The following is a 14,278-nucleotide window of genomic DNA, read 5'->3' on the forward strand; positions in this document are numbered from 1 at the left end:
AGTCCGGCTCACGAGTCCGGCCCGCCCTCCCAGCCCGCCCGCGAGGCGCGCGTGCCGGACTCACGTGCCGGACTCACGTGCAGGATTCACGTGCAGGATTCACGTGCCGGGCCGCGACGCGTACGGCAGCAGGGCCATCTCGCGGCCGTTCTTGATGGCGCGGGCGAGCTCCCGCTGCTGCCGCACGCTCACCCCCGTCACCCGCCGGCTGCGGATCTTCCCGCGGTCCGAGACGAACCGGCGCAGCAGGTTCGTGTCCTTGTAGTCGATGCGCTCCACGCCCACCAGCGGGTTCGGCTTCCTGCGCGGCGTGCGGCGGGCCTTCATGCGATCTCCTTCAGGTCGAGCATCGGGGCGAACGGGTCGTCGAGGCAGGCGGCGGGGCCGTCCTCGGGGGTGATCAGGCACGAGTCCAGCAGCGCCCGCAGCCGGCCGGTGTCCAGGTCGGGGCCGGTGAGGACGAGGTGCTGGACGCGGTCCCCGGCCTCGGGGTGCCAGTCCAGGGAGGCGGCCAGGCGGCGGGCCGGCGAGACCAGGTCCCAGGCGGCCTCGGGCAGCGCCGCCAGCCACGGGCCGGCGTCCTCGACCGAGACGATGCCGGCCACCGCGTCCCAGGCCAGCAGCCGGCTGGGCCGGGTGGCCAGCCAGAAGCGGCCGCGCGAGCGTACGGACTCGGTGACCAGCTCGTCCACCGCGTCGAAGAGGCGGCGCGGGTGCAGGGGGCGGCGGCTGTGCCACACCATGGTGGTGATCTTGCCGGTCGTGGTGTCGCCGGGGAGCTGGGCGGTGGCGGGCTCCACCCGCTCGGCCAGCTCCGACGTGCACAGCGCGGGCCCGGTGACCGCGGGCAGGGCCGTGACGGGATGCACCGGCGTGAACGGGGTCAGGTGCGTCAGCACGGCGCGCGTCAGCTCCAGGTCGTCCTCGTCGCCGCCGTGCGGCACCAGGCCGGTGGCGTACTCGAGCTGCCGGGTCAGCACCTCGGCCAGGAAGCGCTGGTCGCCGGCCGCCGCGGGCTTGCCGACCTCGATGAGGCGCTCGCCCCTGGTGAGGTCCTCCGGCATGGCGCCGGCGTCCACGGCGGTCAGGACGGCGGTGAGCCGCAGCAGGTCCCGGGCCTCCGGGCAGTCGACGGCCTCCGCGACCGAGCGGGGCTCGACGGAGTCCCACAGGTCCGCGATCAGCAGCGGGGCGGCGGGCGCGAGGGCGACGAGCCGCGGGAGCAGGTCCTCGCGGACCGTGCAGGTGACGCAGCCGTGCGCGAGCCGCACCTCGGCGCTCTCCCGCACGCCCCGCGCGTCGCGGACGGTGCGCCTGATCACGCCGGTGGTGACCCGCCCGAGGTCGTGGTGTACGGCGAGCGAGCCGGGATGGTCGGCGAGCAGCCGCTCGACGGCGGCCGTGCGGGCCGCGCCGTGCAGGCCCGCGACGAGGACGACGGGGGTGGGCACCGGACCTCCAGTTTTCGAAATGAAAATCGTTGTCGTTATCATGGCACAGCTCCGCAACCCGAAAGGAATCGCGATGGCCAGGAACGAGCTGCGTCCAGTGATCAAGCTCCGCTCGACAGCCGGGACCGGCTACACGTACGTGACCAGGAAGAACCGCCGCAACGACCCCGACAGGCTGACGCTGCGCAAGTACGACCCGATCGTGCGCAGGCACGTGACGTTCCGCGAGGAACGATGAGGCCGGGCGGTCTCCACGGCGGGAGATGACCTCCGCCCGGCCTCGTGCCGATCGTCATGAACGGGCGGAGCCGCTCGTGCTCCGCCCGCTCGTCAAGGCGTGCCGGCGAGGGCTGGTCGCCCGCCGCTGACCGCCCCCTCGGCCGGCGCCGCCCACCCGGCGGCGCCGCGCCAGGACGCCCTGCTCACTGGCCGGCGGCCGCCCGCAGCGCGTTGACGTCGATCTTCTGCATGCCCAGCATGGCCTTCGTCACCTGCTGCGCCGTGGCCGGATCGGGGTGCTGGAGCAGTTCGTGAAGCTGCTTGGGGATGATCTGCCAGGACAGGCCCCACCGGTCCTTCAGCCAGCCGCACTGCGACTCCTCGCCGCCCTCGGTGAGCTTGGCCCACAGCTCGTCCACCTCCTCCTGCGACTCGCAGTTCACGTAGAGGGAGATCGCCTCCGTGAACGTGAACTGCGGGCCCCCGTTCAACGCCAGGAACCGCTGGCCGCCCAGCTCGAACTCGACCATCATCACCTTCTGGGCCTCGCCCGCCCCGGCCTCGCCGTAGCGCTGCACGCTGACGATGCGGGAGCCGGGGAACAGCGAGGTGTAGAAGGTGGCGGCCTCCTCGGCCTGGTGGTCGAACCACAGGTACGTGGTGATCTTCTGCATGGCGGGTCCCTCCTCAGGGGTTCGTCGTCATCTGTCACCAACGCGTCGTACGGCCGGAGCGCGGATCGACACGATCCAGGAGAATTTTTTCCCGCGATTCCGTCAGCCGAGCACGGCGCCGATCGCCGTCATGATCGGGATGGACAATCCCGTGGTCAGCAGCACGGCGCCGCGGGCCAGGCGCCTGCCGGTGTCGTAGGTGACGGCGTAGACGTAGATGTTCTGGGCGGTGGGCAGCGCCGCGAACAGCGTCGCCGCGAGTAGCTGCGTGCCCTCCAGGCCCAGCGCGAAGCGGGCGGTCACGTACGCGAGCGCGGGCTGGGCGAACGCCTTGAGCGTCACGGCCAGGGCGATGTCCTTGCCGACGCCGTCCTCCTCCGGGGCGCTCGCCGCGCGGCGCGAGCCGTACAGGCTCAGCCCGTACGCCAGCAGCGCCACCGGCACGGCCGCGCCGCCGAGCAGGTCGATCGGGCGCATGACCGTGACCGGCAGCGAGAACCCGCTGAGCGCGAGCGCCAGGCCGAGCAGAGAGGCGACCGTGAGCGGGTTGCGGAACGGCAGCAGCAGCGCCGCGCGCGGCGAGCGGGAGCCCTTGTCGAGGATCAGGAACGAGACCGGGGTCAGGACGAGGAGCTGGAAGAGCAGGATGGGCGCGACGAGGGCGGCGTCGCCGAGCACGTACAGCGAGATCGGCACGCCCAGGTTGCCGGCGTTGACGTACGACGAGGCCAGCGCGCCGATCGTGGCCTGCCCCGTCGTCCGCCGCCAGAGCAGCTTGGCCACCAGCACGAACACGAGCTGCGTGACCGCCACCGCGATGATCTCGGTCAGCAGCACCGGCGAGAGCAGCGCGCCCAGATCGGCCCGCGACACGGTGGCGAACATCAGCGCCGGGGTCGCCACGAAGAACGCCAGCCGCGACAGCACCAGCTCGTCACTGGCCCGCAGCAGGCCGATGACACCGATGACGTAGCCGAGCACAGCAACTGACACCAAGGCGGCGAACGCCGCAACAACCCCCGACAACCCATTCCCTCCCAAACTGGACGTTCAGGAGGGTATCCGAGGTCTCCCGGCCGGTCCGAGCCGGTCCGGTCCGGGCTCGCCGCGCGGTACCGGCATAGGTCCCCAAGGAGGGGGTAAGCCCGTCGTACGGCGCTGACCTGCGTAAACACCGTCATGTGAGGGCGCCGAGAGCACCACGGGGCAAATGGGGGGTCTCCGGTGACCATTGACGAACCGCGTACTGACGAGCCGTTGACGTCCGCCGTGGCGCCGGTCGAGTCGACGGGCAAGGGCCGCGTCATCGTGCGCTGGATGTCGAGCACGGACCACAAGGTCATCGGCTACATGTACCTGATCGCCTCCTTCGTGTTCTTCTCGCTGGCCGGCATCATGGCGCTGATCATCCGGGCCGAGCTCGTCCACCCGGACCTGCAGCTGGTGAGCAACGAGCAGTACAACCAGCTCTTCACCATGCACGGCACGATCATGATGCTGCTGTTCGCCACCCCGCTGTTCGCCGGGTTCGCCAACGTGGTCATGCCGCTGCAGATCGGCTCGCCGGACGTGGCCTTCCCGCGGCTGAACGCGGTGAGCTTCTGGCTGTTCCTGTTCGGCGGTCTCATCGCGGTCAGCGGCTTCTTCAGCCCGTCGGGGGCGGCCAGCTTCGGCTGGTTCGCCTACACGCCGCTGTCGGACGCGGTCTTCACACCCGGGATCGGGGGCGACCTGTGGGTCATGGGGCTGAGCCTGGCCGGCGTGGGGACGATCCTCGGCGCGGTCAACTTCATCACCACGATCATCTGCATGCGCGCCCCCGGCATGACCATGTTCCGCATGTCGATCTTCACCTGGAACGTGCTGCTGACCAGCATGCTCGTGCTGATGGCGTTCCCCGTGCTGGCCGCCGCGCTGCTCGCGCTGGAGGGAGACCGCAAGCTCGGCACGCAGTACTTCAGCCCGGGCAACGGCGGCCCGATGCTCTGGCAGCACCTGTTCTGGTTCTTCGGCCACCCCGAGGTCTACATCATCGCGCTGCCGTTCTTTGGCATCATCACCGAGGTCATCCCGGTCTTCAGCCGTAAGCCCATCTTCGGCTACATCGGCCTGGTCGGGGCGACCATCGCCATCGCCGGGCTGTCGATGACCGTCTGGGCGCACCACATGTTCCCCACCGGGCAGGTGCTGCTGCCGTTCTTCTCCTTCTTCACCTTCCTCATTGCGGTCCCGACCGGCGTGAAGTTCTTCAACTGGATCGGCACGATGTGGCGCGGGCACCTGAGCTTCGAGACGCCGATGCTGTTCGCGATCGGGTTCCTCATCACGTTCCTGCTCGGCGGCCTGACCGGTGTCATCCTCGGCTCGCCGCCGCTGGACTTCCACGTCACCGACACCTACTTCGTCGTCGCGCACTTCCACTACGTGGTGTTCGGCACCGTGGTGTTCGCCATGTTCGCCGGGTTCTACTTCTGGTGGCCGAAGATGACGGGGCGCATGCTGCACGAAGGGCTCGGCAAGCTGCACTTCTGGCTGCTGTTCATCGGATTCCACATGACGTTCCTGGTCCAGCACTGGCTCGGCGTGGCCGGCATGCCGCGCCGCTACGCCGACTACGGCCCCGACGACGGCTTCACCGACCTGCACCTCTTCTCCTCCATCGGAGCGCTCGTCCTGGGCATCTCGACGCTGCCGTTCCTGTTCAACGTCTGGTACACCGCGCGGAAGGGGAAGAAGGTGGTCGTGGACGACCCCTGGGGGTTCGGCAACTCCCTGGAGTGGGCCACGTCCTGCCCGCCGCCCCGGCACAACTTCACCAACATGCCCCGCATCCGCTCCGAACGACCCGCCTTCGACCTGCACTATCCGCATGCCGGCGGCCGAGCGGCGGAGTGACGGCGTGGACGGCCTGTCACCGCGGGAGCGGCACGTCCTGGCGGCGATCGAGCTCGAACTGCGGCGCAGCGGGGAACGCCTGGCCAGCCGGCTCACCGAGTTCAACGAACGCGCCGCGCAGGACGGCCCGCGCCGTTTCGGCGACCACGTCAGCCGCACCGAGGTGGCCGTGGTGGCGGCCATGGCGCTGATCCTGAGCGGGATCCTCACACTGGTGATCGTCACCTGCGGCAAGTGACCGCTCCGGGCGGGCTGCGCCCTGCGGGAACCGCCGGTCGGGCATCGTGCTCAGTTCTGACAGCGGGCGTCGTACTCCCGCCGCGCCGCCACCAGGGCCGGGATGGCACCGCGGGCCCACTGGGCGAGCAGCTCCAGGGGTTCGCGGATGTCCTCGGCCAGCGGCGTGATGGCGTACTCGACGCTCGGCGGCGAGTCCGGGTGCACGGTGCGGGTGACCAGGCCGTTGCGTTCGAGGTTGCGCAGGTTGAGCGTCAGCATGCGGCGGCTGACGCCCTCGATCGCGCGCTCCAGCTGGGTGAACCTGCGCGGCCCCGCGCCCAGCTCGACCAGGATCTGGATGCACCACTTGTCGCCGATCAGCCGCAGCACCTCGGGCAGCGGACAGTCGGTGACCTGGTCCGTTACGGCGGTGTTCCGTTGCGACAAGAAAGTGCCTCCTTTTCGAACCCGCCGATCATCCCTCAGGATGACTCCCGTTACAAGAGGTAACGTTCCTGCTCAGGGGGTTCTGACCGTGCACTACGCGCGCAGCAACGGACATCGCATCGCCTACCAGGTCGCCGGGAACGGCGGCCCGCCCGTGGTCCTGCACCCCGGCATGTTCGAGGACGGCGGCCACTGGGCGCACCTCGGCTACACCGGCGTCCTGGCCGCCTCCCACACCGTCATCGCCATCGACCCGCTCGGGCTGGGCGCCAGCGACGCGCCGCACGAGCCGGAGGCGTACTCGGCGCGGCGCCGCGCCGAGTACGTCACCGCCGTCCTGGACGACCTGGGCCTCGACCGGGCCGCGTTCTGGGGATACTCGCTGGGCGCCATGACCGGGTACGCCGTGGCCGCGTACGCGCCCGAACGGCTGACCCGGCTGGTGGCGGGCGGCTTCGACCCGGACGGCTTCCGGTCCCGGGTGCCGGCGGTGCTGGCCGCGCTCGGGCTGCCGGGTGACCACGACGTGTACGAGATCGTCAAGGGGGGCGCACTGGGGCATCCGTACCAGGTGGCGGTCATCGAGGCAGGCGACCCGGCGGCGTACCGGGCGAACTACGACATGTTCTCCCGCGAGCCCGGCCTGGGCTCGCGGCTGGCCGCCTCCGGGGTGCCCGTCCTGATGTACGCGGGCACCGCCGACCCCTGGCACGACCCGATGCGCGACCACGCGCTCGCCCACGGCGCCCGGTTCTTCTCCGTTCCGGACGCCGACCACGGCGAGGCGCTGCGGCGCACCGATCACGTGCTGGGCCAGGTGCTGCCGTTCCTGGAGGAGCGCCGGGCCGCTTGAGGCGCACCCGGCCGCGGCGGCGGCCGGATCACCACGGCGCCTGGCCCGCTACTGTCCCGGCCGCAGCAGGGTCTTCCACGGCGAGCACTCGCCCGTGGGCCGCTTGGCCGTGCCGCGGCAGACCTGGACCCTGACCTGCCGCGTGTCGCGGTAGTCCTTCCTGAAGGTGCCGACGCCCGGCACGCAGTTGTAGAAGCCGTGGTCGCGCCAGCGGCCGTTGCGCGAGTCCTGCGAGCGCAGCACCGCCCACGCGCAGCCCTTGCCGCGCGTGTCCTCCAGCTTGCCGTCCACGACGTGGCCGAACTGGTGGACGGCCACCTCGCCCCAGGCGGCGGCCATGCCGTCGGCGGAGTGCACGGCACGCCACTTCCACATCGCCGGGGTGGCGGCGGCCGGGGTGCTGACCGCCAGCGAGACAGCGGCGGCGGTGGCGGCGGTGGCGAGGACGGCGAGCGAACGCATGAGGGAACTCCACGGTGCGGTGACGATCGAACCCTCCAAGAGATAGGCCGCCGCTCTTGTGATCGGCTTGCAGCTGAGTTCGGCGAGCTGCCGCAGCGGCTCGGCGAGGTGCCGGCGGTCGTCTCCCTGCTGTTCAACGAGGGGTACCTGGGCAGCACGTGGCGCCCTCACCGGTCACCCGGCTGCGCCGGGGACTGAACACCCGCGTCGGTGCGGGCCGGGCGGCACGGCGTACGGTGGCGGGACGGAGGTGATGGGCATGAGCGCCGGCAAGCTGCGCCGCAAGCCGTACGAGAAGCGATTGTTCCGGTTGCAGGCCGAGCTGGTGAAGCTGCAGGAGTGGGTCCGGGCCGAGGGCCGCCGCCTGGTGGTGATCTTCGAGGGGCGGGACGCCGCCGGCAAGGGAGGCACGATCCAGCGGGTCGCCGAGTATCTCAACCCCCGGGTGACCAGGATCGTCGCGCTGCCCGCGCCCACCGAGCGCGAGCGTACGCAGTGGTACTTCCAGCGTTACATCGAGCACCTGCCGGCCGCGGGGGAGATCGCGCTGTTCGACCGGAGCTGGTACAACCGGGCCGGGGTCGAGCGGGTGATGGGCTTCTGCACCCAGGAGGAGTACACCCGGTTCCTGCACCAGTGCCCGATCTTCGAGCGGTTGCTGGTGGAGGACGGGATCCTGCTGCGCAAGTACTGGTTCTCGGTCAGCGACGCCGAGCAGGAGCGCCGCTTCCGCGCCCGGCTGGAGGACCCGATGCGGCGCTGGAAGCTGTCGGAGATGGATCTGGAGTCGATCACCCGCTGGGAGGAGTACTCGCGGGCCAAGGACGAGATGATGATCCACACCCACATCCCCGAGGCGCCGTGGTACGAGGTGGAGAGCGAGGACAAGCGGCGGGCCAGGATCAACATGATCTCCCACCTGCTCTCCACGGTCCCGTACGGCGAGGTCGAGCGCGCGCCGCTGGAGATCCCGGACCGGCCCGCCCCGACGGGGTACCGGCGCCCGCCGAGGGTGGAGACACCGGTGCCCGACGTGACGGGCGACCTCGCCTGACCGCGTACCGGTCTCACAGGTAGCGCAGCCACAGGTACGGCGTGCACAGGGCGATCGTCACCACGGTGACGACCAGGCCGTACCTGGTGAACTGCCAGAAGCTGATCGGGGTGCCGTTGCGGGCGGCGATGCCCAGGACGACCACGTTGGCCGCGGCTCCGACGGCGGTGGCGTTGCCGCCGAGGTCGGCGCCGAAGGCCAGGGCCCACCAGAGCACCTGGGCGTGCTCGTTGCCGCCGTTGGCCTGGACGAGGTCGGCGACGATGGGGCTCATGGTGGCCACGTACGGGATGTTGTCCACGATCGCCGACAGCCCGCCCGAGGCCCACAGCAGCAGCATCGTGGTCAGGCCGAGCTGCCCCTGGGTGGCGTCGGCGGCGAGCCGGGACACCTGGCCGATCACGCCGGTGTGCACCAGCGCGCCGACCATGACGAACAGCCCGGCGAAGAACACCAGGGTCGGCCACTCGACCTCGCCGATGGCCTCCTCGGTGGTGACGCGGGTCGCGGCGACCAGCACCCCGGCGCCCAGCACGGCGACCACCGACGGCTCGTAGTGCAGCACCGGATGGAGCACGAACGCGGCCATGACCAGCGCCAGCACGGCCATCGACTGCCACAGCAGCCGCCGGTCGGCGATCGCCTCGCGCTCGTTGAGCGCCATCACCTCGGCCGCCCGCTCGGGGTCGTAGCGGAAGTGCTCGCGGAACAGCAGCCGGCACAGCCCGACGAAGACGACCATGAGCACGATGACCATGGGCGCCATGTGGGCGAGGAAGTCGTTGAAGCCGAGCCCGCCCCGGCTGGCGATGATGATGTTCGGCGGGTCGCCGACCAGGGTGGCGGTGCCGCCGATGTTGGAGGCCATGGCCTCGGCGATCAGGTACGGCGCCGCGGGCAGCGCCAGCCGCTCGCACACCAGGAACGTCACCGGCGCGATGAGCAGCACGGTGGTCACGTTGTCCAGCAGCGCCGACGCCGACGCGGTGATCACCACCAGCAGCACCATGAGCCGGTAGGGACGCCCGCGGGCGCGCTTGGCCGCCCAGATGGCCAGGAACTCGAAGACCCCCGTCTGCTTGAGCACCCCGACGATGACCATCATGCCGAGCAGCAGGAAGATGACGTTCCAGTCGATGCCGGTCTCTTCGGAGAAGAACGCGGCCCCGGCGTCGGTGGCGTGGATCAGCAGCATGATCCCGGCGCCGCCGAGCGCCGCCGCCACCCGGTGCACCTTCTCGCTGGCGATCAGCCCGTACGCGAGCAGGAAGACGGCCACCGCCACCCAGGAGAGCGCTGTCACGCCGGCACCCCCGGCGGTGCGCAGGCGGGGGAGGGGGTGTCCAGGTCGCGGGCGCGCATCGGTGGCCTTTCGTGATCGACGGCGACGACGTCGCCGACCGGCTCTACTCGAAGAGGGAGGGGTCGCCCGTCCCTCTCCGCAGGATCTCGGGCTCGTCCTGCGACAGGTCGATGACGGTCGTGGGGGTGGCGCCGCACTCGCCGGCGTCGATGACGGCGTCCACCACGTGGTCGAGCCTCTCCTTGATCTCCCAGCCCTGGGTCGGCGGATCGGTCTCGTCCGGCAGCAGCAGGGTGCTCGACAGCAGCGGCTCGCCGAGCTCGGCCAGCAGCGCCTGCGTCACGACGTGATCGGGGATCCGGACGCCGACCGTCTTCTTCCTGGGATGCAGCAGCCGGCGCGGCACCTCCTTGGTCGCGGGCAGGATGAACGTGTAACCGCCCGGGGTCGCCGCCTTGACCAGCCGGAACACGGCGTTGCTCACATGAACGAACTGTCCGAACTGGGCGAAGTCCCTGCAGATGAGGGTGAAGTGATGGTCGCTGCCGAGGCCGCGGATCTCCCTGATCCGGTCGAGGCCCTCCTTGTTGCCCAGCCGGCAGCCCAGGGCGTAACAGGAGTCCGTCGGGTACGCGATGAGCCCGTCCGAGTGCAACAGCTCGACGACCTGGCTGATCAGGCGGGGCTGCGGGTTGTCCGGGTGGAGGTCGAAGTACTTGGCCACACCTGGGATCCTAGAAGCGGCCCGCCTCGGCGCGGCACACCAGGTGCCGGATTCCCGCGATGGCCGATCATGCTTCAGTCGCGGCTGAGGGCGCCACCAGGCGGCTGATCCATCTGGCCGGTACATTCGACGCGAATCAGTCAGGGGAATGTGAGGTCGAGATGCCGGAGAACCGCAGCGCACGCGACACGGGCCGGAGCGTGCGGCCGTACGGGTGGATGCTGGTGCTGGCCGCGACGGTCCTGCTCGCCGACCAGGCGTCCAAGCTGTGGGCGGTCTCCGCGCTCTCGGACGGCCGGAACATCCCGGTGATCCCGGGCCTCATCGAGCTGCGGCTGCTGCTGAACTCCGGCGCCGCGTTCTCGATCGGCGAGGGGGTGACCTGGGTGTTCACTCTGACGACGGCCGCGGCGGTCGCGGGCATCCTGTACACCGGGCGGCGCCTGCGCTCCCCGGCCTGGGCGGTCGTGCTCGGCGGGCTGCTGGGCGGCGCCACCTCCCACCTGCTCGACCGCCTGTTCCGCCCGCCGGGCTTCGCCCAGGGCCACGTCGTCGACTTCATCGGCTACGGCGGCCTGTTCGTCGGCAACGTCGCCGACATCGCCCTCACCCTGAGCTGCGCCCTCCTCCTGCTCCTCACGCTGCGCGGCATCCCCCTGGGGGCCGCCGTCGCCAAGGAGGGACAGCCGTCGTCCTGACCGCCGCGGGCGGTCAGGGCAGCAGCTGCTCGACGAGGTCGGCGGCGCGGGTGGTGCCGCCCTCCGCGCGCGCGTCCGCCTGGAGCCGGGCCGAGCGGCGGGCCACCTCCGGGTCGCCGGTGAGGTCGAGCAGGGCGGCCCGCAGGGCGCCGGCCGTGGCCTCCGGGGTGTCGATGCGGCGGGCGACGCCCAGCTCCACGAGCCGGTCGGCGTTGACGAACTGCTCGGCGGCCTGCGGAACGGCGATCATCGGGACGCCCGCCAGCAGCCCCTCGCCGCAGCCGCCCATGCCCGCATGGGTGACGAAGGCGTCCGCCTGCTCCAGGATCGCCCGCTGCGGCACCCAGGGATGCACCTCGACGTTCGCCGGGATGGCGCCCAGCTCGCCCGCGTCGGTGTACTTGCCGATCTGCAGCACGACGTGCCAGCCCGGCAGGTCGCCGAAGGCGGCCAGGCACTGCCGGTAGAACTCGGGCTGCCGGGTGTAGGCCGAGCCCAGGGAGATCAGCAGGACCTTCCCGGCACCGGCGGGACGGGTCCACCCGCCCTCCTCGCGGCGCGGGGCGAAGCAGGGGCCGACGAAGGTCACCGTGCCGGTGTCGACCTGGTCGGCGTGCGGTTGCATGGCCCGGGTGATCAGGGCCAGGGCGCGGGCGGGGACGCCGGAGAAGCTGTCCACGTCGGTGGTGGACGCCCCGGTGCCGGCCAGCCACCGCGCGAACCTGGCCCGGTAGGCGTCGGCGCCCGGCAGCCGCCGCAGGTGCGCCGCCACGTCCTCGTCGTAGCCCTTCCAGGCCACGAACGTCGGCGACAGTTGCAGCAGGGGGCGGCCCTGGGCCTCCGCGAGGGCGCGTGCGGCGTAGGCGCCGATGTCGTACAGGTAGAGGTCGGCGGGGTCGTGGTCGTAGGCGGCGCGCAGCTGCGGGAGGGCCTGTACGGCGTCGTCGAGGAACAGGCCCATCGCGGCGATGGGGTCGTCGGGCCAGTTGTTGTCGGCGACCGGCAGCACCGAGGTGCAGGGGATGAGTTCGGCGCCGGTGGCGGTGATGAGGCCGGCGACGGCGGGGTCGTTGGCGTAGGTCACCCGGTGGCCGCGGGACACCAGCTCGCGGATGATCTCGAGGCTGGGCAGGACGTGGCTGACGATGGGGATGCCGACCATCGCGATGTGGGCACGGCGGGACATGGAAGATCACTCATTTCGGGTTCGCGGCGGCCGGCCACCGGTGCGGGCGGGCTTCACGGGCGGCGGATGCCCGGGGCGGCGGCCTCCAGGTCGGCGACGCTGCCCGACATGATCGTCCGGACGTGCTCGGTGATGTGCTCCACCGGCCAGTCCCACCAGGCCACGGCCAGCAGCCGGGCGACGTCCTCGGCGCTGTAGCGGGTGCGGATGAGCCGCGCCGGGTTGCCGCCGGCGATCCCGTAGTCGGGCACGTCGGCGGTGACCACGGCGCCGGCGCCGATGATCGCGCCGTGCCCGATCCGCACGCCCGGCATCACCGTCGCGCCGTACCCGAACCAGACGTCGTTGCCGACGACGGTGTCCCCCCGGTTCGGCAGGCCGGTCAGCAGGTCGAAGTGGTGTGCCCACGAGCCGCCCATGGTGGGGAAGGGGAAGGTCGAGGGGCCGTCCATGCGGTGGTTGGCGCCGTTCATGATGAACCGCACGCCCGTGCCCAGCGCGCAGAACTTGCCGATGACCAGCTTCTCCGGCCCGTAGTGGTAGAGCACGTTGCGCGTCTCGAACGCGGTCGCATCGTCCGGGTCGTCGTAGTAGGAGAACTCCCCGACCTCGATCAGCGGGGACTTCACCAGCGGACGGAGCAGCACCACCCGCGGCTGCTCCGGCATCGGGTGCAGCACGGCCGGATCGGCGGGAACGAGCGGGTTCATACAAGTGACTCCGTTAATGCGACAAGATGTACATTAAGATGGTGGCATGGCGCCGTCCGATGAGCAAGCCGGAGACCGAGCGATGACTTCCGAGAGTGCGCCGCCCAGGCGCCGCCCGGGCGGCCGCACCGGCCGCATCCGCGCGCAGGTGCTCGACGCGGTCCGCGCCGAGCTGGCCGAGCGCGGCTACGACGGGCTCAGCCTGGACGGCGTCGCGGCCCGCGCGGGCGTGCATCGCGCCACGGTGTACCGGCGCTGGCGGGACGTCGGCGGCCTGCTCGCCGACGTCCTGGAGGCGACGACGAGCGACGACGACTGGCAGCCGCAGGACACCGGCTCCCTGCTGGGAGACCTGTCCGCGCTGAACCACGAGAACCTGGCCGCCATGACCGCGCAGCCGTCGATCGCGGCCGCCCTGATCGCCGCCTCGTTCCGTTCGGAAGAGGCGGCCCGCGGCCTGCGGCGGCTCTGGGAGGACCGCTACGCCCGCTGCGAGATCATCGTCGGCAGGGCCGTGCGGCGCGGCGAGCTGCCGCCGGACACCGACGCGCGACAGCTGCTCGTCGCCGCCACCGCGCCGCTCTACCACCACCTGGTGCTGCTGCGCACGCCGCCGGACCCGGAGCTGCCCGGCCAGGCCGCCAGGGCCGCCGTCCTCGCCGCCTTCGCCGGCGCCTTCGTCGGGCGCTCACCGGCCGGCGACGTCCCCGGGTGAGAGCGGGCTCTCGCCGAACACGGCGGCGAGGGCCTTCGCGATCAGGCCGGGCAGGTCGCTCCGCCCGTCGTCCTCGGCCCAGCGCACCAGCGCCGTGTGCAGGGCGGCCAGGCAGGCGCTGGCCGCCGCCCGGGCGTGGAAGGCCGTCTCGGGATCGGCGGCCTCCTCCCCGAGGGCGTCGATGATCGCCTGCTGCAGGGCGTACTGGTTGTCCAGGTGCTTGGCCCGCAGGGCGGGCGTCGAGATCATCAGCCGCAGGCGGGTGAGCAGGAACGCCCTTCCCCGGTCGTCGCCGGTCAGCGCCGCGGCCGAGCCGATGAGCGCGCCGCCGATGCGGTGGACCAGCGGCAGGTCCGCGGCCGGCGCGGCGACGACGCGCTCGGCGACGAGCCGGCCATGCTGGTCGGCCAGCACCAGGTCCTCCTTCGTGGGGAAGTGCCGGTACACGGTCATGGGCGACACGCCCGCGGCTTCGGCGACGTCGTTCACGGTCGTCGCGTCGTATCCCCGCTCGGCGAACAGCCGCACCGCGTGCCCCTGGATCAATTGCTGGGTCTGGGCACGCCTGCGCGCTCGCAGCGTTGAGTGCTGATCCGCCATGTGATAGACACTACCGCAGTGATAGTGACTACCACTTCGGTAGTGACTAGCGGAATGGGGTGGTGGGT

General features: G+C 71.3%; 18 protein-coding genes. 7 read left to right on the top strand and 11 right to left on the bottom strand.

All coding sequences use genetic code 11. From position 1 onward, the window contains the following. Positions 1–99 precede the first annotated feature (99 nt). Positions 100–327, bottom strand: coding sequence for a 30S ribosomal protein S18 (gene rpsR, locus ACBJ32_RS39445; RefSeq protein ID WP_375131099.1), 228 nt, complete (start codon positions 325–327; stop codon positions 100–102). Beyond that, positions 324–1,451, bottom strand: a complete 1,128-nt coding sequence (locus ACBJ32_RS39450; RefSeq protein WP_375131100.1) for a CobW family GTP-binding protein — start codon at positions 1,449–1,451, stop codon at positions 324–326. Before ACBJ32_RS39450 ends, rpsR begins: the two co-directional genes overlap by 4 nt. A gap of 73 nt (positions 1,452–1,524) precedes the next feature. On the opposite strand from ACBJ32_RS39450, the gene rpmG reads away from it, so the two are divergent. Beyond that, positions 1,525–1,689 carry a 50S ribosomal protein L33 gene (gene rpmG, locus ACBJ32_RS39455; protein WP_357890708.1) on the top strand — a complete coding sequence of 55 codons (165 nt, stop codon included), beginning with the start codon at positions 1,525–1,527 and terminating at the stop codon, positions 1,687–1,689. A 184-nt stretch (positions 1,690–1,873) separates the two neighbouring features. On the opposite strand, the gene ACBJ32_RS39460 is transcribed toward rpmG, so the two are convergent. Both ACBJ32_RS39460 and ACBJ32_RS39465 read right to left on the bottom strand, forming a co-directional pair. Beyond that, the gene (locus tag ACBJ32_RS39460) at positions 1,874–2,344 is read right to left on the bottom strand and encodes a VOC family protein (protein ID WP_375131101.1); all 471 of its coding nucleotides are present in this window, start codon (positions 2,342–2,344) and stop codon (positions 1,874–1,876) included. 102 nt (positions 2,345–2,446) lie between these two features. Further along, positions 2,447–3,385 carry an AEC family transporter gene (locus ACBJ32_RS39465; RefSeq protein ID WP_375131102.1) on the bottom strand — a complete coding sequence of 313 codons (939 nt, stop codon included), beginning with the start codon at positions 3,383–3,385 and terminating at the stop codon, positions 2,447–2,449. Between the two features lie 228 nt (positions 3,386–3,613). Between ACBJ32_RS39465 and ctaD the strand changes: the two genes are divergently transcribed. Next, complete coding sequence (gene ctaD, locus ACBJ32_RS39470; protein WP_375131369.1) at positions 3,614–5,239, top strand: cytochrome c oxidase subunit I; 1,626 nt, start codon at positions 3,614–3,616, stop codon at positions 5,237–5,239. Further along, a complete protein-coding gene (locus ACBJ32_RS39475; RefSeq protein WP_375131103.1) occupies positions 5,214–5,477 on the top strand; it encodes a DUF3040 domain-containing protein in 264 nt (87 codons plus the stop codon). Before ctaD ends, ACBJ32_RS39475 begins: the two co-directional genes overlap by 26 nt. Before the next feature lie 50 nt (positions 5,478–5,527). On the opposite strand, the gene ACBJ32_RS39480 is transcribed toward ACBJ32_RS39475, so the two are convergent. Then, complete coding sequence (locus ACBJ32_RS39480; RefSeq protein ID WP_357890696.1) at positions 5,528–5,905, bottom strand: helix-turn-helix domain-containing protein; 378 nt, start codon at positions 5,903–5,905, stop codon at positions 5,528–5,530. Between the two features lie 88 nt (positions 5,906–5,993). On the opposite strand from ACBJ32_RS39480, the gene ACBJ32_RS39485 reads away from it, so the two are divergent. Beyond that, entirely contained in the window at positions 5,994–6,758 is a 765-nt protein-coding gene (locus ACBJ32_RS39485; protein ID WP_375131104.1) for an alpha/beta fold hydrolase, read from the top strand. 48 nt (positions 6,759–6,806) lie between these two features. Here ACBJ32_RS39485 and ACBJ32_RS39490 read toward each other — a convergent pair whose 3' ends face one another. Beyond that, a complete protein-coding gene (locus tag ACBJ32_RS39490) occupies positions 6,807–7,220 on the bottom strand; it encodes a hypothetical protein (RefSeq protein ID WP_375131105.1) in 414 nt (137 codons plus the stop codon). A gap of 259 nt (positions 7,221–7,479) precedes the next feature. On the opposite strand from ACBJ32_RS39490, the gene ppk2 reads away from it, so the two are divergent. Beyond that, the gene (ppk2, locus tag ACBJ32_RS39495; RefSeq protein WP_375131106.1) at positions 7,480–8,274 is read left to right on the top strand and encodes a polyphosphate kinase 2; all 795 of its coding nucleotides are present in this window, start codon (positions 7,480–7,482) and stop codon (positions 8,272–8,274) included. Between the two features lie 13 nt (positions 8,275–8,287). On the opposite strand, the gene ACBJ32_RS39500 is transcribed toward ppk2, so the two are convergent. Next, positions 8,288–9,577, bottom strand: a complete 1,290-nt coding sequence (locus tag ACBJ32_RS39500) for an ArsB/NhaD family transporter (RefSeq protein WP_375131107.1) — start codon at positions 9,575–9,577, stop codon at positions 8,288–8,290. 103 nt (positions 9,578–9,680) lie between these two features. Beyond that, positions 9,681–10,301: an L-threonylcarbamoyladenylate synthase gene (locus ACBJ32_RS39505; protein WP_375131108.1), complete on the bottom strand. Its 621-nt coding sequence runs from the start codon at positions 10,299–10,301 to the stop codon at positions 9,681–9,683. A 161-nt stretch (positions 10,302–10,462) separates the two neighbouring features. Here ACBJ32_RS39505 and ACBJ32_RS39510 point away from each other — a divergent pair, with 161 nt between their 5' ends. Beyond that, entirely contained in the window at positions 10,463–10,999 is a 537-nt protein-coding gene (locus ACBJ32_RS39510; RefSeq protein ID WP_375131110.1) for a signal peptidase II, read from the top strand. 13 nt (positions 11,000–11,012) lie between these two features. On the opposite strand, the gene ACBJ32_RS39515 is transcribed toward ACBJ32_RS39510, so the two are convergent. Then, positions 11,013–12,185 carry a macrolide family glycosyltransferase gene (locus ACBJ32_RS39515; protein WP_375131111.1) on the bottom strand — a complete coding sequence of 391 codons (1,173 nt, stop codon included), beginning with the start codon at positions 12,183–12,185 and terminating at the stop codon, positions 11,013–11,015. Positions 12,186–12,238: 53 nt separating this feature from the next. Next, positions 12,239–12,895: a CatB-related O-acetyltransferase gene (locus tag ACBJ32_RS39520; RefSeq protein WP_375131112.1), complete on the bottom strand. Its 657-nt coding sequence runs from the start codon at positions 12,893–12,895 to the stop codon at positions 12,239–12,241. A gap of 82 nt (positions 12,896–12,977) precedes the next feature. Between ACBJ32_RS39520 and ACBJ32_RS39525 the strand changes: the two genes are divergently transcribed. Beyond that, the gene (locus ACBJ32_RS39525) at positions 12,978–13,610 is read left to right on the top strand and encodes a TetR/AcrR family transcriptional regulator (RefSeq protein ID WP_375131113.1); all 633 of its coding nucleotides are present in this window, start codon (positions 12,978–12,980) and stop codon (positions 13,608–13,610) included. On the opposite strand, the gene ACBJ32_RS39530 is transcribed toward ACBJ32_RS39525, so the two are convergent. Further along, entirely contained in the window at positions 13,584–14,210 is a 627-nt protein-coding gene (locus tag ACBJ32_RS39530) for a TetR/AcrR family transcriptional regulator (RefSeq protein WP_375131114.1), read from the bottom strand. The two genes, ACBJ32_RS39525 and ACBJ32_RS39530, sit on opposite strands and share 27 nt — an antisense overlap. Between the last annotated feature and the right edge of the window lie 68 nt (positions 14,211–14,278).

The organism is Nonomuraea sp. GTA35 (assembly GCF_041950525.1).
In the GTDB taxonomy this organism is placed as follows: domain Bacteria; phylum Actinomycetota; class Actinomycetes; order Streptosporangiales; family Streptosporangiaceae; genus Nonomuraea.